The sequence below is a fragment of the Oerskovia sp. NPDC060338 genome, assembly GCF_042726295.1.
GTDB lineage: Bacteria > Actinomycetota > Actinomycetes > Actinomycetales > Cellulomonadaceae > Oerskovia > Oerskovia merdavium.
In genome coordinates this window covers 265483-291274 of record NZ_JBHXCQ010000003.1, presented here as the reverse complement: position 1 = coordinate 291274, position 25792 = coordinate 265483, and the positions used below count along the sequence as shown (strand labels likewise).

19 protein-coding genes are annotated in these 25792 nt (G+C 73.6%); 12 read left to right on the top strand and 7 right to left on the bottom strand.

The window, feature by feature from the left end; genetic code table 11:
• Positions 1-75: 75 nt before the first annotated feature.
• Positions 76-837 carry a class I SAM-dependent methyltransferase gene (locus ACFWGN_RS05415; RefSeq protein ID WP_377616017.1) on the top strand — a complete coding sequence of 254 codons (762 nt, stop codon included), beginning with the start codon at positions 76-78 and terminating at the stop codon, positions 835-837.
• Positions 838-983: 146 nt separating this feature from the next.
• On the opposite strand, the gene ACFWGN_RS05410 is transcribed toward ACFWGN_RS05415, so the two are convergent.
• Positions 984-2525 carry an aminopeptidase P family protein gene (locus tag ACFWGN_RS05410; RefSeq protein ID WP_377616016.1) on the bottom strand — a complete coding sequence of 514 codons (1542 nt, stop codon included), beginning with the start codon at positions 2523-2525 and terminating at the stop codon, positions 984-986.
• A 391-nt stretch (positions 2526-2916) separates the two neighbouring features.
• Between ACFWGN_RS05410 and ACFWGN_RS05405 the strand changes: the two genes are divergently transcribed.
• Complete coding sequence (locus tag ACFWGN_RS05405; protein WP_377616015.1) at positions 2917-5616, top strand: GH92 family glycosyl hydrolase; 2700 nt, start codon at positions 2917-2919, stop codon at positions 5614-5616.
• 155 nt (positions 5617-5771) lie between these two features.
• Here ACFWGN_RS05405 and ACFWGN_RS05400 read toward each other — a convergent pair whose 3' ends face one another.
• On the bottom strand, positions 5772-6677 hold the full coding sequence (locus ACFWGN_RS05400; protein ID WP_377616014.1) for an alpha/beta fold hydrolase: 906 nt from the start codon (positions 6675-6677) through the stop codon (positions 5772-5774).
• 182 nt (positions 6678-6859) lie between these two features.
• Between ACFWGN_RS05400 and ACFWGN_RS05395 the strand changes: the two genes are divergently transcribed.
• From ACFWGN_RS05395 to ACFWGN_RS05370, 6 genes are all read left to right on the top strand, one after another.
• A complete protein-coding gene (locus ACFWGN_RS05395) occupies positions 6860-7267 on the top strand; it encodes a hypothetical protein (RefSeq protein WP_377616013.1) in 408 nt (135 codons plus the stop codon).
• Between the two features lie 71 nt (positions 7268-7338).
• Positions 7339-7725 carry a GNAT family N-acetyltransferase gene (locus tag ACFWGN_RS05390; protein ID WP_377616012.1) on the top strand — a complete coding sequence of 129 codons (387 nt, stop codon included), beginning with the start codon at positions 7339-7341 and terminating at the stop codon, positions 7723-7725.
• 141 nt (positions 7726-7866) lie between these two features.
• The gene (locus ACFWGN_RS05385; protein WP_377616011.1) at positions 7867-8706 is read left to right on the top strand and encodes a PHP domain-containing protein; all 840 of its coding nucleotides are present in this window, start codon (positions 7867-7869) and stop codon (positions 8704-8706) included.
• A 19-nt stretch (positions 8707-8725) separates the two neighbouring features.
• Positions 8726-9352, top strand: a complete 627-nt coding sequence (locus tag ACFWGN_RS05380; RefSeq protein WP_056647728.1) for a MarC family protein — start codon at positions 8726-8728, stop codon at positions 9350-9352.
• A 196-nt stretch (positions 9353-9548) separates the two neighbouring features.
• The gene (locus tag ACFWGN_RS05375) at positions 9549-9779 is read left to right on the top strand and encodes a DUF2283 domain-containing protein (RefSeq protein ID WP_377616010.1); all 231 of its coding nucleotides are present in this window, start codon (positions 9549-9551) and stop codon (positions 9777-9779) included.
• Between the two features lie 212 nt (positions 9780-9991).
• Positions 9992-11773, top strand: a complete 1782-nt coding sequence (locus tag ACFWGN_RS05370) for a beta-N-acetylhexosaminidase (protein WP_377616008.1) — start codon at positions 9992-9994, stop codon at positions 11771-11773.
• A gap of 48 nt (positions 11774-11821) precedes the next feature.
• Here ACFWGN_RS05370 and ACFWGN_RS05365 read toward each other — a convergent pair whose 3' ends face one another.
• Positions 11822-12292: a VOC family protein gene (locus ACFWGN_RS05365; protein ID WP_191802821.1), complete on the bottom strand. Its 471-nt coding sequence runs from the start codon at positions 12290-12292 to the stop codon at positions 11822-11824.
• Between the two features lie 129 nt (positions 12293-12421).
• A complete protein-coding gene (locus ACFWGN_RS05360; RefSeq protein WP_377616007.1) occupies positions 12422-14161 on the bottom strand; it encodes a DEAD/DEAH box helicase in 1740 nt (579 codons plus the stop codon).
• A gap of 420 nt (positions 14162-14581) precedes the next feature.
• Here ACFWGN_RS05360 and ACFWGN_RS05355 point away from each other — a divergent pair, with 420 nt between their 5' ends.
• Positions 14582-15319, top strand: coding sequence for a ferritin-like fold-containing protein (locus ACFWGN_RS05355; RefSeq protein ID WP_377616006.1), 738 nt, complete (start codon positions 14582-14584; stop codon positions 15317-15319).
• Positions 15320-15455: 136 nt separating this feature from the next.
• Here the strand turns inward: ACFWGN_RS05355 and ACFWGN_RS05350 are convergent, their stop codons facing one another.
• Positions 15456-15680, bottom strand: a complete 225-nt coding sequence (locus ACFWGN_RS05350) for a DUF3107 domain-containing protein (protein WP_056647744.1) — start codon at positions 15678-15680, stop codon at positions 15456-15458.
• Between the two features lie 134 nt (positions 15681-15814).
• Positions 15815-16447, bottom strand: coding sequence for a TetR/AcrR family transcriptional regulator (locus tag ACFWGN_RS05345; RefSeq protein ID WP_225220193.1), 633 nt, complete (start codon positions 16445-16447; stop codon positions 15815-15817).
• Between the two features lie 273 nt (positions 16448-16720).
• Between ACFWGN_RS05345 and ACFWGN_RS05340 the strand changes: the two genes are divergently transcribed.
• The 3 genes from ACFWGN_RS05340 (at position 16721) to ACFWGN_RS05330 (ending at position 24754) form a co-directional block, all read left to right on the top strand.
• A complete protein-coding gene (locus ACFWGN_RS05340; protein ID WP_377616005.1) occupies positions 16721-17608 on the top strand; it encodes a DUF3152 domain-containing protein in 888 nt (295 codons plus the stop codon).
• A gap of 118 nt (positions 17609-17726) precedes the next feature.
• Entirely contained in the window at positions 17727-21170 is a 3444-nt protein-coding gene (locus ACFWGN_RS05335) for an ATP-dependent helicase (protein WP_377616004.1), read from the top strand.
• Positions 21167-24754, top strand: coding sequence for a UvrD-helicase domain-containing protein (locus tag ACFWGN_RS05330; RefSeq protein ID WP_377616003.1), 3588 nt, complete (start codon positions 21167-21169; stop codon positions 24752-24754). Before ACFWGN_RS05335 ends, ACFWGN_RS05330 begins: the two co-directional genes overlap by 4 nt.
• 16 nt (positions 24755-24770) lie before the next feature.
• Here ACFWGN_RS05330 and ACFWGN_RS05325 read toward each other — a convergent pair whose 3' ends face one another.
• The gene (locus ACFWGN_RS05325; protein WP_191802834.1) at positions 24771-25694 is read right to left on the bottom strand and encodes a phosphotransferase; all 924 of its coding nucleotides are present in this window, start codon (positions 25692-25694) and stop codon (positions 24771-24773) included.
• Positions 25695-25792: the final 98 nt, after the last annotated feature.

Here is a 25792-nt window from a genome sequence, read left to right as displayed (position 1 = left end):
TACGCACTGTGTGTGGCGTACACAAGAGGTGGATTTCAGGCGACCTGCGCACGGGCGGCCGGATAGCGTGACGCCATGCACCCCGCCATGCACCCCGCCGCGCACCAGGCCGAGTTCCGCGACGCCCGCCTCGTCGAGGTCTACGACGCCCAGAACACGTGGGGTCGGGACGACGACTACTTCCTCGCCCGCGCGGCCGAGGGTCCCGGCGGGCGGGTGCTCGACCTCGGGTGCGGCACGGGGCGGCTGACCGTCGCCCTCGCCGACGCCGGGCACCAGGTGACGGGCGTCGACCCCGCGGGCGCCTCTCTGGACGCGGCCCGGCGTCGGACGGGCGCCCAGGGCGTGACCTGGATCCACGGGACGTCCGTCGACGCGCCCGCGGGTACGTTCGACGTCGCCCTCATGACGAGCCACGTGGCCCAGCTCTTCGTCGCCGACGACGAGTGGGCGGGCGTCCTCGCGGACCTCCGGCGGGCCCTGGTGCCCGGTGGCGTCCTCGTCTTCGACACCCGCGACCCCCGTGACCGCGCCTGGGAGGCGTGGCACGCTCCCGGAGACCGCGACCCGGTGGCGCTGGGTGACGGGCGCGTCGTGCAGACCTGGAGCGAGGTCACGGGCGAGCGTGACGGTGTCGTCGACTTCACGCTCGGCTACGAGATGCCCGAGGGCGACGTGCTGACGAGCACGGCGACCCTGCGGTTCCGTGCCGAGGGGGAGGTGCGGCGGTGCGTCGAGGCGGCCGGGTTCACCGTCGAGCAGGTCGACGGCGGGTGGCGGAGGGAGGCTGTCGGGCAGGGCGACGGCGAGCTGCTCGTCGTCGCGCGCGCGGTCTGACGCGCCGGGCGCCCGGACGGCGACCCTGCACGGGCCGACCGAGGGCACGACGAAGGCGGCGGCTCTGAGGAGTCCTCGGGGCCGCCGCCTCTGCGTGCCGGGTGGTGCGCCCGGCGGTGCGGCGTGTCGCCGCTGCGCCTCGTGCGTCAGTCGCGCAGCGACGCCATCCACGCCTCGATGTCCTCGGGGCGGCGGGGGAGCGCGGCCGAGAGGTTCTCGTTGCCGTCCTGCGTGATCAGGACGTCGTCCTCGATGCGGATGCCGATCCCGCGGTACTCCTCGGGGACCGTCAGGTCGTCGCTCTTGAAGTACAGGCCCGGCTCGATCGTGAAGACCATGCCCGGCTCCAGGATGCCGTCGACGTACAGGTCGCGGCGCGCCTGCGCGCAGTCGTGCACGTCGAGGCCCAGGTGGTGGCTCGTGCCGTGCACCATCCAGCGGCGGTGGAACTGCCCCTCGGGGGCGAGGGACTCCTCGGCGGTCGCGGGCAGCAGGCCCCACTCGGCGAGGCGCTCGGCGATGACCTCCATGGCGGCCGCGTGGATGTCGCGGAAGCGCGCCCCGGGGACGGCGACCGCGAAGGCCGCGTCGGCGGCGTCGAGCACGGCCGTGTAGATGCGGCGCTGGACGTCGGTGTAGGTGCCGTCGACGGGCAGCGTGCGCGTGACGTCGGCCGTGTAGAGCGAGTCGACCTCGACGCCCGCGTCGAGCAGCACGAGCTCGCCGGTACGGACCTGGCCGTCGTTGCGGATCCAGTGGAGCGTCGTGGCGTGCTCGCCCGCGGCCGCGATGGTCTCGTAGCCGACCGTGTTGCCCTCGAGGCGGGCGTGCGCGTCGAACGTCGTCTCGATGACGCGCTCGCCGCGGCGGTGCGCGGTCGCGCGGGGCAGGTTGCGCACGACCTCGGCGAAGCCCTCGATCGTCGCGTCGACGGCTTCGCGCATGTGCGCGATCTCGAGCGCGTCCTTGACCAGGCGCAGCTCGGAGGCGGCCTCGACGAGCGTGGCGTCCGCGGCGGCGTCGTCGGCCTGGCCGTTCTCGAGGCGGATGGCCTCGACGAGGGCCTCGATGTTCTCGTCCGCCCCCGTGACGACGAGCAGCACGACGTGCTCGCCGACGTCCTTGGCGAGCGCGTCGCGCAGCTCGTCGACGTGCGCCGCCTCGACCCCGGTGAGGGTCGTGACGTCGTCGAGGCTGGGGCGGGCCCCGACCCAGAACTCGCCGTAGCGCGAGTCGGCGTAGAACTCGTCGGTGTCGCGCGCCGCGAGGGGGCGCACGTAGAGGACGGCGTGGTGGTTCGAGCCGTCGTCGCCCGTGCCGGGCTCGACGGGGTGCAGGACCAGGACCGCGTCGGGCTCCTGGTCGGTGCCGAGGCCTGTGAGGTGCGCGAACGCCGAGTGCGGGCGGAACCGGTAGTCGGTGTCGTTCGAGCGGACCTTGAGCGGGCCGGCGGGGATCACGAGGCGTGCACCCGCGAAGCCCGCGGACAGCTCGGCGCGGCGGGCGGCGGTGTACGGGGCGGCGGCGCCGGCCTCGACGTCGCTGCTCGCGCGCGGCGCCCAGCCGCTCGTGATGAACGCCTTGAAGGCCTCCGAGTCGGGCCGGTGCGACCGGTTGTCGTTCCGGGCGGCGATCTCCTGCTCGGACTCCGCGGCCGGGGCGCTGACGGGGGTGGTGTCGTTGCTCATGGCCACCAGTCTCCCATCGGTCCCTGGGAGGGGGCGTGCGGCCCGACGACGAAGCGCCCCTCGGGTGCGTCGGTGCCGTCGGGAGGGCGTACCTCGGGTGCTCGTCCGGTGTCGTCGGGAAGGCGTGCCGGAGCGTCCGGCGGCCGTCGAGCGGCCGTCGGTCAGCGCTGCGGCCGCGCAAGATGACTGCGCTGTCATTCACAATTGACAGCGCAGTCATTCGCAGGGATGCTGGGCCGCGGACGCTCGTCGTCCGGCACCGGTGCCAGCCGCTCTCGCGACCCCACGTCGTCGTCGGACGAGCACCGGACAGCGCACCGGTGCGCGCCGGGCGAGGCCTGAGCGTCGTGGGCATCGCTGCCCGCTCGGACGTCGAAGAGGACGAACACGCATGAGACGATCACGACTCGCCACGCTCTCCGCGGGGCTCGCGCTGCTGATCGGGGCGGGCATCGCCTCCCCGGTCGCCGCCGCCCCCGGCGCCACGGACCCGACCGGCCCGCGCTCGCCTGCGGACCACTCCCTCGAGGTGAACCCCTTCGTCGGGACGGAGAGCGAGGGCAACGCCTACCCCGGCGCCACGGTCCCGTTCGGCATGGTCCAGCTCAGCCCGGACAACACCAACTCCTACGCCTCGACCTCCTACAGCAAGAACGCCGGGCGGGTCTGGGGCTTCAGCCACCGGCACGTCAACAGCGCGGGCTGCCCCGCCGCGGGCGAGCTGCTCGTGACCCCGGACACCACCGCGGCCCCGCGGACGGCCCGGACGCCCATCGCGATCAAGGACCAGGCGAGCACCGAGAAGGCCGTCGCCGGCTTCTACGAGGTGACTCTCGCCAACGACGTGCACGCCGAGCTCACGGCCACCACACGCGTGGGTGCGCACCGGTACACGTTCCCGGCCTCGACCACGTCGCACCTGTCGTTCAACGTCGGGCAGACGCTGCGCGACGCGGGCGCCAGCTCGGTCACGTGGGTCGACGACCGCACGCTCGAGGGCTGGGTCGACAACGGCGGGTTCTGCGGCGGCACGCCCGCCAAGCAGCGCTACTTCTTCAGCGCGACGTTCGACCGCCCCGTGTCCTCGTCCGGCACCTGGGGCACCAACGGCGCCTACACCGCGGGTTCCACCACGAGCCAGGTCACCACGGGCCGCAACGGCGCCGTCGCGGTGTTCGACACGACCACGGACCGCGACGTCGAGGTGAGCGTGGGCGTGTCCTTCGTGAGCGTCGACGGCGCGCGCGGCAACCGCGAGGCCGAGGCCGTGCGCGACGGCGTCCAGGTCGGGTTCGACGAGATCCGCGAGGAGGCGCGTGACGCCTGGAACACCGAGCTGGGCCGCGTCGACATCGAGGCCTCGCCCGAGAAGCGTGCGATCTTCTACACCCAGCTCTACAAGACCCTGCTCTCGCCGACGATCGGCAACGACGTCGACGGCCGGTACCGCGGCATGGACCTGAAGGAGCACTCGACCGACGGGTGGGACTACTACCAGAACTTCTCGCTCTGGGACACGTACCGCACGCAGGCGACGCTGCACGCCCTGCTGCTCCCCGAGCGCGCCGAGGACATCGTCCGCTCGATGTACCAGCACCGCGTCGAGGGCGGCTGGCTGCCCCGCTGGTCGCTGGGAGCGCTCGAGACCAACATCATGGCGGGCGACCCGGTCACGCCGTGGCTCGCGGAGAACTTCGCCCTGGGCACCGTTCCCGACGACATCTCGGACGAGCTGTGGGGCTACCTGGTGGAGAACGCCACGACGGCCCCGCCCGCCGGTGTCGCGTCGGTGGGTCGCCAGAGCGCGGCCTTCTACAACGAGAACGGCCACATCCCGTTCTACCCCGAGAACGAGGGCGGCCTGGGCGGGCAGTACGAGGAGTACCGCCACGGCGGCTCGTCGACGCTCGAGTTCGCGCTGTCCGACGCGGGCCTGGGCGCGGCCGCCGAGCGTCTCGGCAAGACCGAGGACGCCGAGACCTTCCTCGCCAAGGGCCGCAACTGGCAGACGCTGTGGAACCCGGACGTCCAGCTCTCGGGCGGCTTCCAGGGCATGGTCAACGCCAAGCGTCCCAACGGCACGTTCGTCACGCTCCCCGAGCTGACCGACGTCACGCGCACGGGCTTCCACGAGGGGGTCCCGTGGCAGTACCAGTGGATGGTCCCGCAGGACGTCACGGGTCTGGCCGAGGCCATGGGTGGCGAGGACGCGTTCGTCGACCGCCTCGACTACTACTTCGACATGCCGGCGCTCGCGGCGAAGCCGGGCGTCTCGCCCTCGACGTGGGCGCGCGGTGGCAGCTCGTACTACCAGACCATCCGCTACAACCCTGGCAACGAGCCGACGATCACCAACGCGTGGCTCTACGGGTACGTCGGGCAGCCGTGGAAGACCAACGACGTGCTGGCCGCGAACCTCAACCGGTTCCCGAACACGCCGGGCGGGGGCGTCGGCAACGACGACCTGGGCACCCTGGCCGCCTGGTACGTCATGGCCGCGCTCGGCTTCGAGCCCGTCCTGCCGGGCTCGGGCATGCTCGCGCTCAATGCGCCCAAGGTCCAGTCCGCGACCGTCACGACCGACGCGGGCACGACGTTCGCCATCTCGGCCGAGGGCGCCAACGAGGACCTGCCGAGCTACGTCTCGGGCGTCACGCTCGACGGCGCAGAGCACACGGCCGTGTGGATGGACGCCTCGGCGATCCAGGACGGCGGCACGCTCGAGTTCGACCTGGCCGACTCGAGCGCGGGCCTCACGTGGGGCACGGCGCCCGCGGACCGCATCCCGAGCCTGTCGGCGCCGCTGCCGCCGCTGCCCGTCGAGGTCTCCGCGACGGCTCGCTGCGTGGGCAAGAACGTCCAGGTCTCGGTCAAGGCCACGAGCTCGGCCGACACCGCGGTCGACGTCGTCCTGGCGACGCCGTTCGGGACGAAGTCCTTCCACGGGCTGCAGCCCGGCAAGAGCGCCGCGCAGACGTTCAACGCACGCTCGGGCGCGGTCGAGGCCGGGACGGCGAGCGTCACGGTGACGCTCCCGGGGGCCGAGCCGCGGACGCTGGAGGTCGCCTACCCGGCGACGTCCTGCGGCTGACGCCGGCCCGCACGTGCCGGTGCGGGAGGTGAGCAGGTGGCAGGAAGAAGGCCCCAGGTGCCCGACGGCGGTTCTCGCCTCGGGTGCCTGGGGCCTTGTCGGTCCTGGGTCCTCACGGTCCGGGGTCGCCGGACGTGACGCTCAGGACGGTCGTGTCACGCCGAGGCGCCCACCAGCTCACCGCGTCGCGCGGGGGACCAGCGGCTCGTGAGGTCGCCCAGCGCGCGCGAGAGCGCGTCGTTGAACGCGTCGGGGGCGTCGAGGTTGACGTCGTGGCCCGCGCGCGGCACGACCACCAGGGCCGTGTCGGGAACGGTGTCGAGGTAGCGCTTCTCGTCGAGGCGCAGGTGGTCGCGCTGGCCGTTGATGAGCCAGACCGGGACCTTCGCGGCACGGAGGTCGGCGCGCGAGGAGCGGCCCGCGAGCTCGTGCAGCACGTCGGTCACGACCTGCCACGCGGGCCGGCCGGGGAGCTGCGGGTCGGCGAACGTGCCGGCCCCCGTGAGCTGGGCCGAGGCGCGCGCGCCGCCGGGCAGCGACCTGCCGGCGCGCAGCACGTCCTGGACGCGGCCCAGCGCACGGCGGGTCGCGGCGCCCGCGGCATCCACGAGCGCGGCGGCCTCGCGGAAGAGCGCGACGGGCTTGCCGCGCGGGTCCGCGCTGCACGCGCACGCCACGACGCCCGCGAGCCGGTCGGGGTGGCTCGCCGCGTAGGCGAGCGACGTGTACCCGCCGAGCGACATCCCGACCACGACGACGGGGACGTCGTCGGGGAAGGACGCGACGGCGTCGTCCAGGATCTCGAAGGCCCGTGCGAGCGTGAACCGCTCGTCGCTGCGCTCGCCGTGGCCCGGCAGGTCGACCGCGACCGCGAGGTGGCCCGCCTCGCGCACGTGGGCGAGCTGGCGCCCCCAGATCGCGTTCGAGGTGCGCACACCGTGCACGAACACGACGGCTGCGGGGGTCCCCGCCGAGGACGCCTGCGCGAGGCTCGGGAGGAGATCGATCGACGGGTCGGACGGGAAGACGGAGGCCTGGGGGGAGGGCTGGCTGTTTCGCATCGCTTCGGATGCTGCCAGTGTCACCTGGGAGCAGTGCGAAAGCCCCGGGAGCCTCGCGTGAACGTCCTGTGGGGGCTGTGGGCTGCGCCCGGACGACCGAGAAGACGGCGAGCCTCTGTTCGTGTCCCGTTTGTCCGGCGTGTCGACGTGTGCACGCCGACTGCTCGATGTGTCATGTCGGCATGGCCATCACGCTGAGCACTCCGAACACCCCCGCGCTGGACGAGATGATCACGGCGCTCGCCGGTTGGCAGCAGGAAGACCAGTCCGTCCAGCTGCACCCGGGTGATCTGGGGTGGGCCTGGCAGATCGGTGCGTCAGCACTGGCCGGGAGGGTTCGCACGTGGGCCGTGAACGGCCGGCCCGTCGCCGTGGGCTACCTGGACGGTGGCACGCTCTTGCGCTTGGCGATCGCGCCGGACGCCGAGAGCGACCAAGAACTTGCCTCCCGGATGGCGGACGACGTCGCCGACCCGGCGCGTGGAGTCCTTCCTGGAGGTCCCGTCGCGGTCGAGGCCCGTCTCGGGGGCGTGTTCCGATCACGGTTGCTGGCGCAGGCTGGCAGGCCGGAGACCTGTGGACACCGATGATCCGGGATCTCGCGGAACCGGTGCCCCGCCCCGGCGTGCGGATCGAGGAGGTCGGCCCTGAGGTGGCACACGTGCGGACCCTGGTTCAGCGGGCCTCGTTCGAGTCGTCTCGATTCACGGACGAGCGCTGGCACACGATGACGACCGGCCCGGCGTACGCCGCAGCCCGTTGTCTGCTCGCCTACGACGCTCAGGGCTCCGCTGTGGCGACAGCCACCGTGTGGTCGGCGGGAGAAGGGCGGCCCGGCGTGCTCGAGCCCCTGGGCGTGCACCGTGACCACCGAGGCCACGGATACGGCACGGCGATCGCCTTGGCTGCGGCCTCGGCGCTCCGGGAGATGGGTGCCTCGAGCGCGACAGTGTGCGCCGAGAGCTCGAACGTCGGCGCGGTCGCCACGTACTCGTCGGCCGGCTTCCAGAGCCGTCCGGAGGTCCCCGACCTCGTCCGGGTCAGCTAGATGTGCTGACCCGCGCCGAGGCGGCTGACCGGCGCCGAGGCGGCGGCCCGTCGCGTCCTGCGGGACCCGCACACCTCGGTGAGCGCCGTCGTCGGGCCCCGCCCGACGGGCCCCGACGCGCGCGCTCACTATCCTGAGGGGGTGCTCATCGACCTCCACACCCACTCCACGGCGTCCGACGGGACCGACGTCCCGGCGCAGGTCGTCGAGGACGCAGCCGCCGCAGGCCTCGACGTCGTGGCCCTCACCGACCACGACACGACGGCGGGCTGGGCCGACGCCGCGGAGGCCGCCACCCGCAGCGGCATCGCCCTGGTGCGCGGTGCGGAGATCTCGGCCCGGTCGGGGCGCGTCTCGGTCCACCTCCTGAGCTACCTGCACGACCCCACGCACCCCGACCTGCTGGCCGAGACCGAGCGCACGCGCGTCGACCGCGTCTCGCGGGCCCGGCGCATGGTCGAGCGGATCGGCGAGGACTACCCGCTGACGTGGGAGGATGTCCTGTCGCAGACCGAGGAGGGGACCACGATCGGGCGCCCGCACATCGCGGACGCCCTGGTGGCCACCGGCCACGTCAGCGACCGTTCGGCGGCATTCGCCACGATCCTGCACCCCGGCACGGGCTACTACGTGCCGCACTACGCCCCTGACGTCCTGGACGCCGTGCGCGCGGTGCGCGCAGCCGGCGGGGTGCCCGTCTTCGCCCACCCGGGCGCCGACGGGCGAGGGCGCGTGGTGCCGGACGCGGTCATCGAGCAGATGGCCGACGCAGGACTGCTGGGGCTCGAGGTGCACCACCGCGACCACAGCGCACAGCAAGTTGCCCGTCTCGAGGACATCGCCCACACCCTGGGCCTCTTCGTGACGGGTTCGAGCGACTACCACGGAGCCGGCAAACCGAACCGGCTCGGCGAGAACACGACAGCACCACGAGTGCTGGAGACGATCGAGGAGCTAGGCACGTTGGACGTGATCCGATGACGGCGCGGGCGGTGATGTCGTGAACGACATCATGGACCTCCGCCTCTTCACCGAGGTGTTCATCACGCTGTTCGTGATCATGGACCCTCCCGGGACGGTACCGATCTTCCTGGGCCTGACGAGCGCCATGGGCGCCAAGCAGCGCAACCAGGCCGCCAGGACGGCGATCCTCGTCGCGTTCGGCGTGATCGTGTCGTTCGCGGTGTTCGGGCAGCAGATCCTCAACTACATGGGCATCTCGCTCCCGGCGCTCAAGGCGTCGGGTGGGCTCCTGCTCCTGCTGGTCGCGATGGAGCTGCTGACGGGAAAGATGGAGGAGCCGACGCCGTCGGGCAACAAGGGCGTCAACGTCGCCCTGGTCCCGCTCGGCACGCCGCTCCTCGCGGGCCCCGGTGCGATCGTCGCGACCATGGTGTTCGTCCAGCGAGCCGACGGGTCCGCTGCGGACTGGGTCGCGATCGCGGCGGGCGTCGTCGCGGTCCACATCACGCTCTTCCTGGCGATGCGCTTCGCGAACGTCATCCACCGGGTCCTGGGCGACTCGGGCACGATCCTCGTGACCCGCATCGCGGGTCTGCTGCTCGCGGCCATCGCGGTGCAGCTCGTCGCGGACGCGGTCACGGCGTTCGTCCAGGCGGCCAGTTGACGCCCGGCCGACCGTAGCGCCCCGACGCCCGCGAGACCTCCTGGTCTCGCGGGCGTTCGGGCGCAGGCGTCGGTGAGGGGCGTCGGTGGCACGGTCGAGGGGCCTCGTGCGCGGTGGCGCGCGGCGGACTGGGAGGTCTGGCCAGGGGCGCTGGTCGTGAGGGGCTCCTCGCGGCCCAGGACAAGAGGGAGAGCACGTGCTGAAGATCGACCCAGAGGTCGACGCGGCGTACATCAGGCTGCAGCCCATCGGCGACGGCGAAGCGGTGCGGCAGATCGTCGTGGAGGACGCGCAGCTGCACGGCGAGGTCGTGCTGGACCTCGACGCGAACGGACGACTGCTGGGGATCGAGCTGATCGGCTACCGCAGCATGTTGGACGGCGGTGCCGGTGACGGTGAGGACGGCGACCAGGGCGGCGATCACTGACCCCCGGCCGTCCGCTGCACAGGAGAGGTCGCGCGCTGCTACGACGTGCTCCGACAGCGGTACGACCTCCCGGACGTCATGGGACCGGTCGGACCGGATTCGTTACCTCATCGAGACGGCCATTCTGAGCCTCCCGGCCTCTGAGCGCCCCTAGGGTGGACGGCAAGAGGAAGGCCCGGCCTTCTTCCGTCATGAGTTACGAAGGAGTGCTGATGAACTCGCCAGGTCGCCGTCGACCGGTCACCCTCACCGCGGGGATCATCGCCGCGGTCATCACCGCCGCGCTGCTCACGGCCTGCACGGACGAGGAGAGCACGGTCCCGTCGACCGGCCTCGGGCTCGTCCCGGTGCCCACGGACGTGAGCGTCGACGGGGGAGGGGCGTTCGTGCTCGACGCGGACTCCACGATCGCGCTGGTCACACCCGAGGTCATGGCCCCGGACGTCTTCCACGTCGGTGAGGAGCTCGCCGAGCGCCTCGGGACCGCGACGGGTCTCGACCTGCCGCTCGGCCCGGCGGTCGACGGCGCCGCGGGCGAGATCCGTCTCGAGCTCGTCCCTGACAGCGAGGTCGTCTGGGAGCGGGACGGCCTGCTCGACGACACGGGCGTCGACGCCTACGAGCTCACGGTCGACGACGAGCAGATCGTCCTGACCGCCGCGACGCCCCCTGGTCTGTTCCGTGGGGTGCAGACGCTGCGTCAGCTCTTCCCGCCGGAGATCGAGGCGACCACGGTCCAGGAGGAGCCCGCAGGTGGCTGGACCGCCCCGGCGGTCACCATCTCCGACGAGCCCCGGTTCGCCTACCGCGGCGCGATGCTCGACGTCGCGCGCCGCTTCTACCCGGTCGAGTCGGTCAAGCGGTTCATCGACCACGCGTCGACGTACAAGCTCAACGCGCTCCACCTCCACCTGACCGACGACCAGGGATGGCGCATCGCGGTCGACGCCCTGCCCGGGCTCACCGAGGTCGGCTCCACGACGCAGGAGGGGTGGGAGCCCGGGACGGGGGACGGCGAGCGCTGGTACTACACCGCGGACGAGTACGCGGAGATCGTCGCGTACGCGCGCGACAAGTACATGACGGTCGTCCCGGAGATCGACGGGCCGGGGCACACGCTCGCGGCCCAGGCGTCGCTCGGCTCGCTCACCTGCGACGGCGTCGCGACCCCTCTCTACTGGGGACCCGAGGTCAACAACCCGATCGTCTGCGCGAGCGACGAGAACATGGGTGACGTCCGGGCCTACCTCCAGACGGTCCTCGCCTCGGTCGCGGGGCAGAACCCCGGCCCGTACCTGCACCTGGGCGGCGACGAGGCCCCCAGCCCTCCGGGGTGGTACCAGAGCTACGCCGAGGCCGCGAACGAGATCGCGACAGGCCACGGCAAGACCGTGATCGGCTGGCACCAGTGGGGAGCGTCCGAGGACCTGCCTCCCGGCGCGCTGATCCAGTACTGGGGTGTGGGGGAGCGGCTGCGCGGGGTCATCGGCGGGGAGGCGAAGAACGCGGACCTGGTCGACGTCCAGGCCGCGCTCGACAAGGGCGCCCGGCTCATCATGTCGCCCGCCGACCGCACGTACCTCGACATGAAGTACGACGAGGACACCCCGTACGGCCTCGAGTGGGCCTCGCGCATCACGCTCGAGGAGGCGTACGACTGGGACCCCGCGACCGAGCTCACCTCGCCCGACGGAAAGAGCACCCTGGCGGACGAGTCCGACATGGCGGGCGTCGAGGTGCTGCTGTGGTCCGACCGCTCCTACCCCGACAGCCTCGCGGGCCTGCCGACGAGCACCGACGTGTTCGTGCCCGTCGACACGTACGCCGACTTCATGCTCTTCCCGCGACTGCCGGCGACGGCCGAGGTCGCGTGGTCGGAGCAGGCCGACCGCAGCTACGCGGACTTCCGTGACCGGCTCGTCCAGGTGTCCCCGCGCTGGACCGCGGCGGGCATCGGGTGGAACCAGGTGGCCGACGTCGACTGGGTCCCGTGACGGCGTGAGGCACCGCACCCGCCTCGGCTGACGTCGTCCCGCCGGGACCTACCAGGCCCCGGGGTCGGGCTCGGCCGCGACGAAGGTGACCCGGCCGTCGTCGGACACCACGAGGCCCGGGTTGTGCGCGACCTCCCACCGGAACCCGTCCGGGTCCGCGAAGTACCCCGAGTAGCCGCCCCAGGCGCGCACCTGAGCAGGCACGACGACGGAGCCTCCTGCGGCGAGCGCGCTCGCCAGGACGTCGTCCACCTCGGCGGGCGAGCCGACGTTGTGCGCGAGCGCGACGGGCACCACCGGCACCGGGCCGTGGTGCGCCTCGTGGATGCCGGGACCGGCCTCTTCGAGGAGGTCGGCCCGGCGCCACAACGAGAGCAGCAGGCCGTGACCGACCTGGAGGAAGACGACCTCGCCCGCGACCTCGTCGACAGGCTCCCATCCCAGCCCGTCGACGTAGAAGGCGCGTGCCCGGGCGACGTCGCGCACCCCCAGGGTGATCAGGCTGACGCGAGGTTCCATGGATCCACGCTAGCCCCGGCGCGTCGGGCACGCCGCCGCTGCGCCCCGCTCGGGAAAGGTCCCGGGACGACGACGGCGGGCCCCCGCTCCGAGGAGCGACGGCCCGCCGTCAGGGTCGTGCGTCGAGGATCACTCGGCCGGAGCAGAGGCCCCTGCGGTCCCAGCGCCCGAGCCGCCGCCGTGCGTGCGGCGACGGTTGCGCTGGCGGCGCGGACGCGACGGAGCGCCGTCCGCGGACGCCCCGGCGGCCGGAGCCTCGGCGCGCGGAGCCTGCTCCGAACCTGCGGAGGCCGTCGCACCCGAGGAACGCTGAGCGCCCTCGGTGCTGCGGCCACCCTCGCGTCCACCGGACCGGCCGGCGTCGCGCGAGCCGCTGCGCCCGCCGTCACGGCCACCCGAACGTCCGGCGTCGCGCGAGCCCGATCGGCCCGCGTCGCGGCCCGCGTCCCGACCACCGCGCGCGGACGACGGCGAGCCGCCGCGCTTGCCGGTCTCGCCCAGGTCCTCGAGCTTCTCGGCGTCCAGGCCCGCGCGGGTCTGCGCGGACTTGGGCAGGCGGCCCTTGGTGCCCTCGGGGATGTTGAGGTCCGAGTACAGGTGCGGGGACGTCGAGTACGTCTCGACGGGCTCCGGGATGTTCAGGTCCAGGGCCTTGTTGATGAGCGACCAGCGGGGCACGTCGTCCCAGTCGACGAACGTGACTGCCGTGCCCTTGTTGCCCGCGCGACCGGTACGGCCCGTGCGGTGCAGGTAGGTCTTCTCGTCCTCGGGGCACTGGTAGTTCACGACGTGCGTGACGTCGTCGACGTCGATGCCACGAGCCGCGACGTCGGTCGCGACGAGCACGTCGATCTTGCCCGAGCGGAAGGCGCGCAGCGCCTGCTCGCGGGCGCCCTGGCCCAGGTCGCCGTGGATCGCACCCGAGGCGAAGCCGCGGTCGGCGAGCTCGTCGGCGACCTTGGCGGCCGTGCGCTTGGTGCGCGCGAACACGATCGTCAGGCCGCGGCCCTCGGACTGGAGGATGCGCGCGAGGACCTCGACCTTGTCGAGCGCGTGCGCGCGGTAGACGACCTGCTTGATGTTCTTGACGGTCTGGCCGCCGTCGTCCGGGTCGTTGGCCCGGATGTGCGTCGGCTGCGTCATGTAGCGGCGGGCCATCGAGACGACCGCGCCCGGCATGGTCGCCGAGAACAGCATGGTGTGGCGGGCCGCGGGCGTGCGCGAGAGGAGCTTCTCGACGTCGGGCAGGAAGCCCAGGTCGAGCATCTCGTCGGCCTCGTCGAGCACGACGCAGCGAGCGCGCGTGAGGTTGAGGTACCCCTGGTTCATGAGGTCGATCATGCGACCCGGGGTGCCCACGACGACCTCGACGCCCGCGTTGAGCGTCGCGATCTGCGGCTCGTACGCACGACCGCCGTAGAGCTGGATGATGCGGACGCTGCGCTTGGCCGAGGCGGCCTCGAGGTCGCCGGCGACCTGGACGGCGAGCTCACGGGTCGGGACGATGACGAGAGCCTGCGGCTTGCCCGGCGCGGGGAGCTGGTCGAAGCCCTCCTCGCCCGGGGCGATGACGCGGTGCAGCAGCGGCACGCCGAAGCCGAGCGTCTTGCCGGTACCGGTCTTGGCCTGGCCGATGATGTCGTGCCCCGACATCGCGACGGGCAGGGTCATGGCCTGGATGGGGAACGGGTGGGTGATGCCGGCGTCGGCCAGCGCCTCGACGATCTCCGGGCGGACACCGAAGTCCGCGAAGGAGACGTCCTTGGCCTGGACGCTCGACGAGAGCGTGCCCTGTGCGTCGTCGACAGGGGACTCGGCAGGGGTGAGGTCGAGCTCGGTGGGCTCGACAGGTGTTTCGGTGGTGGTCACTGGTGCCTCGTGGTTCTGATGTCTGGCGCGAGGCCCCGCACGTGCGTGATCGACCCGACGGTTGGCGGGTCCACGATGCTCCGGGAAGATCCCAGGCAGGTACGGTCTCTCGCGCCTAGTGGCCGGCAGCCGATCGTGGGTATTCGCCGCGAGGACGTCGTCGGGGGTCGTCGGCCGTGAGGCGCGAACCCCGGTTCCGCCCGCGCGCACCGACCGAGGTCGGCGTCGTGCAGTGTCGTTCGCAAGTCTTTCGGCACGGGGTGGGGCTCACGAGCACCCACCGGGAACCGGGGATTCGGACGACCGGGCAACCGATGTACCCCCCCATACTATCGGACGGCACCCGTCAAGCCGGTCAAGGTCCGTCATGTCGCGTCCCCCGACAGGGGACGGGCAGCGGTACTCGACTATCCTGACCCGATGAGCGAGCCGCAGCACCACGACCCGTCCGTCGGTACCGAGAAGCTCGCCACGGACCGTGACGCGATCGGTCTGCTGGGCCTCATCGCGTACACCGAGCTCGCGACCTTCGGCCGCCTCGCGGCCGACGCGGCCCACGCCCCGACCCTCACGCAGCGCCACCAGCTCTCGCGCCACGCGGGCAAGATGCTCGCGCGCCACGAGCGCGTCCTCGAGCGCATCGCCGACCTGGGCGGCGACCCCGAGGCCGAGATGGGCGCGTTCGACGGCATCTTCGACGACTTCGAGGCGCGGACGCCGTCGAGCACCTGGTGGGAGGGCGTGCTCAAGGGGTACGTCGGCCACGGCGTCGCCGACGACTTCTGCCGCCTCGCCGCGGACGGTCTCGACGACGAGTCGCGCGACCTGGTCCTCGAGATCCTCTCGGACGGCGTCGACTCCGAGCGTTCGGCGACCGTCATCGCGGACGCCGCGGCGGCGGACCCCGTGCTCGCGTCGCGCCTCGCGCTGTGGGGGCGGCGGCTCGTGGGCGAGGCGCTCGGGCTGGTGCAGACGCTGCTCGCCGAGCGCGAAGGACTGAGCCGGCTCCTCGCGGACGGTGCGGGGCACCGCACCGAGGCAGGGACCCCCGGGGCGGCGGACGCGACGGGGACGGCTGCGGACCGTCAGGCGTGGGTGTTCTCGCAGCTCACGGCGGAGCACACGCGCAGGATGGGGCGGTTGGGCCTCGCGGCCTGAGCGGTCGGGGACGGCCTCGCGGCCTGAGCGGTCCGGTAAGAGGCTCGCGGGCTGAGCGCCTCAGGTCGTCGTGACGCACGACGAGGGCGGCGCCCCGGCCGTCGAGCCGGGGCGCCGCCCTCGTTCTTCGTGAGCCCTAGAGGGAGCCGAAGCCCACCCGACGCTGCTCCTCGGTGCCGATCTCGACGTAGCCGATCGACGACGTCGGGACGATGACGCGGCGACCGCGTGAGTCGAGCAGCTCGAGTGCCGGTCCGCCCGCCAGGGCGGCCGAGACGGCGGCGGCGACGGCCTCCGTGGTCTCCTCCGTCTCGATCACGAGCTCGCGGGCCAAGTTCTGCACACCGATGGTGACTTCCACGTGATTCTCCTTCGCGAGCGTCGCCCGCGGGTGATCCCGCCGGCCACTGGTCGACAACTCCTCCGATACTAACGAGATTCCCGGTGACCTCCGGTGCTCCCGCGCTGGTGGGGGTACCGAGGGGCTCCGAACCGTCAGGCGTCGCGGCGGAGCATCCCGTGGACGCCGCGCCAGGCGAGCGCGGGCAGCAGGCGGGTCAGCTCGGCGGTCGTCACGTCGCTCCCGGCGCGCACGGCCTCGGTCGCCGCCGTCCGGGCGATCGCGGTGCAGGTCCGGGCGACCACGAGCGCCTCCTGCTCGGTGAGCGACGTGAGCCGTCCGAGCACCTCGGCGAACTCGCGCGAGTTGATCTCGTCGGGCTCGAGCACGCGAGCCCGGACGCCGGGGTCGCGCATGACGTCGGACTCGAACAGGAGCCCGGCCGACGGGCCGGCCGACCGGGCGTAGTCGACGTAGGCCCGGACGATCCCCTCGATCACGGCGAGCCCGTCGACCGCGAGGGCGTCGAGGTCCTCGGACGACGTGCCGGGGGCCGCCGAGCGGAAGGGCGCGAGGACAGCGCGCACCGAACGGACCAGGGCTGCACCCTGCTCGTCGACCAGGGCCATGTAGAGGTCGAGCTTCGACGGGAAGTGCCGGTACAGCACGGGCTTGCTGACCCCGGCGCCGTCCGCGATGTCGTCCATGGTGATGTGGTGGTAGCCGTGGTCGGAGAACAGGCGCTCGGCAACCGCGAGCAGCTGGGCGCGCCGCTCGTCCCGTGGCATGCGCACGGGTATGGACCTGGTGGTTCTCGGCTTCTCTGCGACCCCCGACATGCGGCGATAGTACGGGCCGCGGCGACGGGCCGTGACGGGCGGTGCGATCATGGACACGTGATGCCCCCGGAAGCCCCCCACGACGGATCGAGGGGACGTCCGGAGGGCGCCCCGCAGTGGCACGAACGCGCAGGTCAGGCGTCGTCCGCCCGCCCGACGGCGCCGCGCACCTCGCGCAGGTCGCGCGCCAGGGCCGGTCTGGGACGGGTCCGCCGGCGCGGGATGCGTCGCGGTCCTGCGCTCGTCCTCGCGTCGGTCGGTCTCCTGGCCGGGCTCGGGGCCGGTGGGCTCGGTGCGGGGTCGCTCGTGCCGGGAGCTCCTGGGGCGGCCGACGCCGCGGTGGCGGGCGGTGCGCCGGACGGCTCGGTGAGCGGCGCCGTCGGGCAGGCTGTCGACGAGACGCCTGCGGCGGTCGACGCGACCACCCCGGAGGTCGACCCGACCGCCGGGGCGTCCGAGACCCGGAGCGAGGACGCCGCGAGCCGGTCCGTCCGGGACCCCCAGCTGGGGCTCGACGGACCCGGGTCGCTCCCGCTCGTGCTCGAACGTGAGGTCGAGGTGGGGTCGGGCCTGGTCGGGACCGAGGTGGTGCCGGACCTCGGGGGTGCGCTCGTGGTCGTGCCCGCGGAGGTCGCGGCGCCAGGTGCCGGGACGGTCAAGACCGTGCGCGTCGAGGTCGAGGAAGGGCTGCCCGTGGACGGTGAGACGTTCGCCGCGGCCGTCATGGCGACCCTCAACGACCCCCGGGGCTGGGGACCGGTCGACGGTGTGACGTTCGCCCGGACGGGGGGCGACGCGAGCATCCGCGTGATCCTGGCGAGCCCGGCGACGACCGACAGGATGTGCGCACCGCTCAGGACCGGGGGGACGTACTCGTGCGGCGTCACGGGCGCGGCGATCCTCAACTTCTCGCGCTGGGTCGAGGGGGCCTCGGACTTCGACGGCGACATGGAGCTGTACCGGCACTACCTGGTGAACCACGAGGTGGGGCACGTGCTGGGCCACCGGCACGTGAGCTGCCCGGCACCCGGGACGCTCGCCCCTGTGATGGTGCAGCAGTCCATGTCGACCGAGGGCTGCCTGCCCAACGGGTGGCCGACGCTCGGCTAGGGCCTCCGGGCGTCGTCCGCGAACCCGGCAGGGTGTGCCGCCCGGGACTGGACGAGACCCGGGCGTGCCCGTCGCCCGGGTGCGCCGGGCTGTGGGTGGCTCGTGATGAGATCTTCCCGTGCTGCACCTCCCGGACCTCCGCCTCGTCCTGCCGGACGCCGCCTCCGCGGCGCCGGTCCGGCTCGACGCGACCCAGCGGGCCGCGCTCGACGCGGCGCGCTCGGAACCGGCGACCCTGGTGGTCGGGGCGCCCGGGACGGGCAAGACGACCGTGGCCATCGAGGTCGCCGCACAGGCGCTGAGCGAGGGGGTCGACCCGGCGCGCGTCCTGGTGATCGCGGCCTCGCGGCGCTCGGCGGCAGAGGTCCGGGACCGGTTGTCGGCCCGCGCGGACCGGACGGTCAGCGCGCCCATGGTGCGCACGGCCGCCGCGGCGGCGTTCGCGGTGCTGCGTGCTCGCGCGGCCGCGATCGGCGAGCCGCCGCCCACGCTCATCTCCGGTCCCGAGCAGGACCTCCTCCTGGCCGAGCTCCTCGCAGGGCACCTCGACGGGGACGGCGTGCCGCTGCGCCTGCCCGACGGGCTGCCGGAGGAGGTGCTGGCCCTGCGCGGCCTGCGGCAGGAGCTGCGCGACCTGCTGATGCGCGCGGCCGAGCGCGGCCTGACGCCCGCGGACCTCGACGACCTGGGCGCGGCGCACGAGCGGCCCGAGTGGCGGACCGCCGCGCAGGTCTACCAGGAGTACCTCGACGTGACCGCGCTGCGCGTCGGCACCCCGGACCTGGGCGCGCGCTACGACCCAGCCGTCGTGGTGGACGAGGCCGCCGAGGCGCTGCTCGCCTGGGAGGACGAGGTCACGGGTGCGGTGAAGCCCACGTGGGACCTGGTCGTCGTGGACGACTACCAGGAGGCGACGATCGCCACCGCGCGCTTCTTGCGCGTCGTGCACGACGCGGGCGCACGCCTCGTGCTCCTGGCGGACCCGGACACCGCGGTCCAGACCTTCCGTGGCGCGAGCCCGGGACTGGTCGGTCGGGCTGCGGCACCCGTGCGCCGTCGTGCCGCGACGGGCGAGTTCGACGCGCGCGTCGAGGTCCTCGGGACGGCCTGGCGGCAGGAGGACGCGTTGCGCGACGTCACCCGGACCGTGACGACCCAGATCGGTACGGTCGCGGGGGCGGTCCACCGTGGTGCTGCGGCCTCACCCGTTCCCGTCCCCGAGGCCGGGGCTCCTCGCGGGGCGTCGGTCGCGCTGCTCGGCAGCGGCGCCGAGGAGGCCGCGTACGTCGCCCGTGAGCTGCGCGCCGAGCACCTGCTGCACGGCACGCCGTGGGGACGCATGGCCGTGGTCTGCCGCGCAGGGGCCCAGCTCGCGACGCTCCGGCGCGCCCTCATCGCGGCCTCGGTGCCCGTCGGGATCCTCGGCTCGGACGTCCCGCTGCGCGAGGAGCCCGCGGTCACGCCGCTGCTCGCGATCATGCGGGTCGCGGTGGGCCTGCCCCCGGCCGGGTACTCCCGGGGCCTGGACGGCGTGCGCGGTACAGCAGGGATCGACGACGCCGTGACCCGTGACGTGGGAGACCCCGCCGAGACCCTGATCGAGCGGGAGCCGCAGGTTTCCGGCGCGGCCTTCGACGAGCTGGACCCCGTGACGGCTGCTGCGCTCGTGACCTCTCCCGTGGGCGGGCTGGACGTGGTCGCGCTGCGACGCCTGCGCCGGGCGCTGCGCGCCGAGGAGCTCGGGTCGGGCGGCGGGCGCACGTCGGACGCCCTCCTGGTCGAGGTCCTGCTCGACCCGTCGCGCGCCGCGACGCTGCCCGCGAGCGTGCGCCGTGGAGCCTTGGCCGTGGCCCGGGTGATCGCGGCCGGACGCGAGTCCACGCTGGCCCCCGACGCGACCGCGCAGACCGTCCTCTGGGCGATCTGGAGCGCGACCGGGCTCTCGGACCGCTGGCGCGACGCCGCGCTGGGCGGGGGAGCGGTCGGTGCGCGCGCCGACCGCGACCTCGACGCGGTCCTCGCCCTCTTCCGAGCCGCCGAGACGTTCGTCGACCGCATGCCGGGAGCCCCGCCGTCGGCGTTCGTGGAGTACCTCGAGTCCCAGGACCTCCCCGCGGACTCGCTCGCGGCCAGGGCTGCCGGGACGGACTCGGTCGCGGCGCTCACGCCCGCGGGCGCCGCGGGGCGCGAGTGGGACGTGGTGGTCGTGGCCGGGGTCCAGGACGGCGTGTGGCCGGACCTGCGCCTGCGCGACTCCCTGCTCGGCTCGGAGGCGCTCGCCGAGCTCCTCGCGGGGCGCTCGCAGGACGCGCACGGCCTGGGCCCGGACGCACGGCGCGCCGTCCTGACCGACGAGCTGCGCTCGTTCGCGGTCGCGACGTCCCGCGCGTCGCGCCGCCTGCTCGTCACCGCCGTGAGCGACGTCGACGAGGTGCCCTCGCCCTTCGTCGACCTCGTGTGCCCACCGGCAGCACCGGGCGACCCCGAGGGTGCGGACGGCGGGCCCCAGGACGGTGGCGACGGGGACGACCCGGTGGGATCCGACGAGGAGCGCGACCCTCGCCGTGTCCAGGTCGGGCCACCCCTCGACCTGCGCGGTCTCGTGGCCGCGGCGCGCAGCCTGCTCGTGGAAGAGGTCGTGCGCGGGGACGGTGCCACGCGAGACGAGCGGGGCCCTGCCGACCCCGAGCGTCCCGAGGCGCTCGCGGAGCTGCTCGCCGACCTGGCGCTCGCAGGGGTGGGCGAGGCCCGCCCCGAGTCCTGGTACGGCGTCAACCCCGTCTCGAGCACCGAGCCCCTGTGGGGGCCGGAGGACACCGTCATGATCTCGCCGTCCAAGGTCGAGTCGGTGAGCAGGTGCGCGCTGCGCTGGGCCGTGGAGAGCGCGGGCGGCACGGCCCCCGACGCGACGGCCCAGTCGCTCGGCAACCTGGTCCACTCGATCGCGCAGGAGGCCCCGCGCGGCATGCACTCCGAGCTCGCCGCCGAGCTGGACCGTCGCTGGCCCGAGCTCGCGCTCACGCCGGGCTGGCCCACGACCCAGACACGCCACAAGGCCGAGGACATGGTCGGCCGCCTCGCGGGATACCTCCAGGCCTCGGGCGAGCCGCTCCTGGTCGAGGCGCCGTTCGAGCTGGAGATCGGCCGCGCCGTGCTGCGCGGGGTCATCGACCGGGTCGAGGACGCCGGGGACGGCGCGGTGCGCGTCGCGGACCTCAAGACGGGCAAGACCAAGCCGTCCGTCGCGGAAGCCGTGACCAACCCCCAGCTCGGTACGTACCAGCTCGCGGTCGAGGGCGGCGCGCTCGACCTGCCCGAGGGCACGCGGAGCGCCGGCGCGCAGCTCGTGTTCGTGGGAGACGGCAAGGACGCCGGGCTGCGGACACAGCCCGCGCTGGAGCCCGAGCCCGACGGGTCGAGCTGGGCACGCGAGCTCGTCGAGGACGTCGCGGACACCATGGCCGACTCGGTGTTCACGGCCCGCGAGAACAAGCTGTGCTCGGTGTGCCCCGTGCGCCGGTCCTGCCCCCTGATGACGGAAGGCCGCCAGGTGATCGCATGAGCGCCGAGTCGCTGTTCGAGGAGCTGGACCTCGGGCCCGTCGGACAACCGGCCGGGGCCGTCGGGGAGGGCACGCGCGAGCTGCCCGAGCCCCGTTTCTCGGCCGTGCGGATCGCGGAGATGCTGGGTCGTCCCCGGCCCACCGACGAACAGGTCGCCGTGATCGAGGCGCCGCTCGCGCCGCTGCTGGTCGTGGCCGGGGCAGGGTCGGGCAAGACCGAGACCATGGCCGCGCGTGTCGTGTGGCTCATCGCGAACGAGTGGGTCGCCAAGGAGGCCGTGCTCGGGCTGACGTTCACCCGCAAGGCTGCGGGCGAGCTCGCCGAGCGGGTCCAGTCGCGTCTCCTGCAGCTCGACCGCGCGCTGGGCAACGACGGCGCGGCGCTGTCGATGCTGGACCGGCCCGCGATCTCGACCTACAACTCGTACGCCGCCTCGCTCGTGGGGGACCACGCGCTGCGCATCGGGATCGAGCCCGGCGCGCGGCTGCTCTCGGAGGCCAGCCAGTGGCAGCTCGCGGCAGAGGTCGTCGAGAGCTGGGCGGGTGACCTCCAGACCGACGCCGCGTTCTCCACGGTCGTCGGCGCGGTGCTGTCGCTGTCCGGGGCGCTCAGCGAGCACCTGCTGAGCCCCGACGAGGCCCGCGCGGGCATCGCGGGCATCGTCGACTCGATCCTCGCGACGCCGCTCGGCGGCAAGCGCACCGAGCACTACGCCGAGGTCAAGAGGCTCCTCGGCTCGCTCGGGGAGCGGCACCGGCTGCTCGACGTCGTCGAGACCTACCAGGAGCGCAAGCGGACCTCGGACTCGCTCGACTTCGGGGACCAGGTCGCGATCGCTGCCCGCCTCGCGCGGGACGTCCCTGCCGTCGCGGCAGGGGAGCGGGCGCGGTACGGGGTCGTGCTGCTCGACGAGTACCAGGACACGTCGTACGCGCAGGTCGAGCTCCTGTGCGCGTTGTTCGGCGGGCACCCGGTCACGGCCGTGGGCGACCCGAACCAGTCGATCTACGGCTGGCGTGGCGCGAGCGCGTCGGGCCTCGCACGCTTCCCCGAACGGTTCCGCACGACGGGGCCCGGCAGCACGGGGGCACCCGCGGACGTGCGATACCTCAGCACGTCGTGGCGCAACGACCGGGCCGTCCTGGCCGCGGCCAACGTCACGGCCGCGCCGCTGCGCGAGGGCGCCACGCGCGTGCCCGTGCCGCAGCTTGACGAACGTCCCGGGGCCGGACGCGGCGTCGTGACCGGGGTCTACGCGGCGACGCTCGAGGAGGAGGCCTCGGCGGTCGCGGACTTCGTCGCGGAGCGCTGGCGCCCGCGCACGCGCCGTCAGGAACGGGTGACGGCGGCCGTGCTGTGCCGTGCACGCTCGCAGTTCCTCGCGATGGAGGTCGCGCTGCGCGCCAAGGGGCTGCCGGTCGAGGTCGTGGGCCTGGGCGGCCTGCTCTCGACACCGGAGGTCGTGGACCTGGTCGCACTCCTGGAGGTCGCGCACGACCCGTCGCGCGGCGACTCGCTCATGCGCATCCTCACGGGCCCGCGCCTCAACCTGGGTGCAGCGGACCTGCACGCGCTGAGCAGCTGGGCGGCAGACCTGGCACGCCGGGACGCGGCGCGCCGCCCGTCGGTGGACTCCTCTCCGGGGGCCCTGCCCGACGGCGGAGCGTCGGTCGGTGCAGGCGCGTCGGGCGAGGCCGAGCTGCCCGGCGTCGCCGAGGACGGGACGCTCACCGTGGTCGAGGGCGACGTGGTCGACCACCGGTCGATCGTCGACGCGCTCGACGACCTGCCCGCGCCCGGACGCGCTGCGCGTGACGGTCGTGAGCTCACCGAGGAGGGGCACGCGCGGCTGGCTGCGCTGGCCAAGGTCTTGCGTGACCTGCGCGGGCAGACGTACCTGTCCCTGCCGGAGCTCGTGACGCAGGCCGAGCGAGCCCTCGGCCTCGACATCGAGGTCACCACCGCCGCCACGCTCGCGGCGGGAGGGTTCGGCGAGGAGGTCGGTGACCGAGGGCGAGCGCACCTCGACGCGTTCCGTGACGTCGCCGCGACGTTCTCGCAGTCGGCGGACCTGCCGACGCTCGGCGCCTTCCTCGCATGGCTCGGCACGGCAGGCTCGCAGGAACGTGGCCTCGACCTGCCAGTGCGCGAGCCTGACCCCGACGCGGTGCAGATCATCACGGTGCACGCCTCGAAGGGCCTGGAGTGGGACGTCGTCGCGGTGCCGGGAATGGTCGACGGGATCTTCCCCAACACTGCGGTGGGGGACAAGGGCCCGACGGACAGCGGCTGGTTCACGGGGCTGGGCAACCTGCCGTACCCGCTGCGCGGTGACGCCGAGGACCTGCCCGTCTTCCACCACGAGGTCGCGGAGGACGCCAAGGACCTCGACGGTCGACGCAAGGAGTTCCTCGCGGCGAGCGGCGAGCACCAGGTCGACGAGGAGCGCCGTCTCGCGTACGTGGCGTTCACGCGCGCCCGCGCCGAGCTGCTGCTGGCCGGGTCGTGGTGGCGTGACGCGACCAGGCCGCGCACACCCTCGCCGTTCCTCGTGGAGCTCGCCGAGGCCGGCATCGTCAGCGACGCCGACTGGGCCACCATGCCCGCGAAGGACGAGACCAACCCGCGCGACGAGCTGGTCCACGAGGCCGACTGGCCGCGCGGGGAGCCGGCCGCCGGTGGGAGCGAGGCCGCCGGCGCCGCGGCCGGAGACTCGACCGAGGTGGTCCTTCCGTCGACCGAGCCGCGTGCCCGCGCGATCGTGCGGGCGGCCGCGAGCAGGGTCCGGGAGCGGATCGACGCCCGGGCGTCGATCGTGGCGGACGAGGGGCCAGGTGCTGGGCCGAGCGCGGTGCAGGAGGGGCGTTCGCCGCTGCTCGACCCCTCGGGCACGGACCTGCGCGAGCTCGCGCGCATCCTGCTCGAGGAGCGCGACCGCCGTGACGCCCGGAGCAGCGAGATCACGTTCCCCGCACACATCTCGGCGTCGGGGCTCGTGCGGCTCGCCGCCGACCGGGACGAGTACGCGCTGCACCTGCGGCGTCCGGTGCCCGCGCAGCCCACGGTGCACGCGCGCCGCGGCACGCAGTTCCACCTGTGGGCCGAGCAGTACTTCACGTCGTCGTCGCTGCTCGACGTCGATGACCTGCCAGGGGCTGACGACGAGGACATCTCCCCGGACCTGGACCTCGACGCGCTCCAGCAGACGTTCCTCGCCTCGGAGTGGGCGGGGCGCACGCCGATCGCCGTGGAGGTCGACGTCGAGACCCCCGTTGGCGGCATCATGTTCCGCTCGCGCATCGACGCCGTCTTCCCCGAGAGCCCCGAGCACGCCGGCGGTGCGCGGGACGCCGTCGTCGTCGTGGACTGGAAGACGGGCAAGGCTCCGCGCGACGCCGAGGCCCGGCGCACGCGCGAGGTCCAGCTCGCGGTCTACCGGCTCGCGTGGTCTCGCTGGTCCGGGCTGCCGGTCGAGAAGGTCAACGCGGCGTTCTACTACCTGGGCTCGGACGAGACGGTGCGTCCGGAACGGCTGCTCGACGCGGCCGAGCTCGAGGCGCTCGTGGCGGGGCGCGGCACGTGATCGCTCCGACCTCCGGCTACCGCTCGTCGTCCCCGCTCGTCACCTCGTCCAGGTCCAGGAGCATGTCGACGGCGTCGGCGACCACGTCGTCGAGCCCGTGCCGCACGCCGTGCAGCAGCCAGCGGGCCAGGGCCAGCTCGCCCGCGAGCAGGGCCCGGTCCGTCAGGTGCGGGTCGGTGAGCTCGGTGCGGCGCAGCTGGTACGCCTCCATGATCGAGTCGATCGCCTCGGGCGGGGCCGCGACGAGCAGCCACGCGAGGTCGTCGGCGGGGTCGGCCACGCGTGCCTCGGCCCAGTCGGTCACGGCGACGACGCGCCCGCGCGCGACGAGCACCTGACCTGCGCCGAGGTCCCCGTGGACCACGACCGGCTGGTACTTCCACAGCGACACGTCCTCGAGCGCGGCCTCCCAGCGGCGCAGGAGCCGGGCGGGCACCTTGCCGGTCTTCGCGGCCTCGTCGACCTCGGCCAGGCGCCGGTCGCGGTACTCGGCGGCCGTGTAGACGGGCAGGCCCGCGTTCTCGACGACGGACTGCGGCAGCTCGTGCACCGCGGCGAGCACGCGCCCCAGGTCCGCGGCGAGCCCCGGGCCGGGGCGCAGGGTGTCGAGGTCGAGCGGGACGCCGCCGTACCGGTGGTGCACCACGGCGCGCCCGCCCTCGGGCAGGAGGGCGTAACCCAGCACGTCGGGCACGGTGAAGGACAGGACGCCCGTCGTCACGTAGTGGCGCAGCGAGTCCAGGAGGGCCGTCTCGGCCTCGAGGGCGGCACCGGCCGCGAGCGTGCGAGGAGCGCGGACGACCCATTCCTGCCCGTCGCCGTCGGTGACGATCGCGACGTCGTCGTCCCCTGTCGCCTCGGACGGTCGGACCGACCGGACGTCGAGGCCGGGGACGGCTGCGGTCGCGAGCGCGGCGAGGGTGAGAGGTGAGCGTGGCACGCGTCCACGGTAGTCGGTGCGCGGCGGCAGGCCGTCCCGGTGGCAGGTGTGTCCGCGAAGCGAGCCGCGCCGGGTGCACGATGAGCACGGCGAGCGCC

Bases quoted from the DNA above. Each gene is read 5' to 3' on its own strand.
- ACFWGN_RS05415 (WP_377616017.1), top strand. From the start codon at position 76: ATGCACCCCGCCATGCACCCCGCCGCGCACCAGGCCGAGTTCCGCGAC.
- ACFWGN_RS05410 (WP_377616016.1), bottom strand. From the start codon at position 2,525: ATGAGCAACGACACCACCCCCGTCAGCGCCCCGGCCGCGGAGTCCGAG.
- ACFWGN_RS05405 (WP_377616015.1), top strand. From the start codon at position 2,917: ATGAGACGATCACGACTCGCCACGCTCTCCGCGGGGCTCGCGCTGCTG.
- ACFWGN_RS05400 (WP_377616014.1), bottom strand. From the start codon at position 6,677: ATGCGAAACAGCCAGCCCTCCCCCCAGGCCTCCGTCTTCCCGTCCGAC.
- ACFWGN_RS05395 (WP_377616013.1), top strand. From the start codon at position 6,860: ATGGCCATCACGCTGAGCACTCCGAACACCCCCGCGCTGGACGAGATG.
- ACFWGN_RS05370 (WP_377616008.1), top strand. From the start codon at position 9,992: ATGAACTCGCCAGGTCGCCGTCGACCGGTCACCCTCACCGCGGGGATC.
- ACFWGN_RS05365 (WP_191802821.1), bottom strand. From the start codon at position 12,292: ATGGAACCTCGCGTCAGCCTGATCACCCTGGGGGTGCGCGACGTCGCC.
- ACFWGN_RS05355 (WP_377616006.1), top strand. From the start codon at position 14,582: ATGAGCGAGCCGCAGCACCACGACCCGTCCGTCGGTACCGAGAAGCTC.
- ACFWGN_RS05345 (WP_225220193.1), bottom strand. From the start codon at position 16,447: ATGCCACGGGACGAGCGGCGCGCCCAGCTGCTCGCGGTTGCCGAGCGC.
- ACFWGN_RS05340 (WP_377616005.1), top strand. From the start codon at position 16,721: ATGCGTCGCGGTCCTGCGCTCGTCCTCGCGTCGGTCGGTCTCCTGGCC.
- ACFWGN_RS05330 (WP_377616003.1), top strand. From the start codon at position 21,167: ATGAGCGCCGAGTCGCTGTTCGAGGAGCTGGACCTCGGGCCCGTCGGA.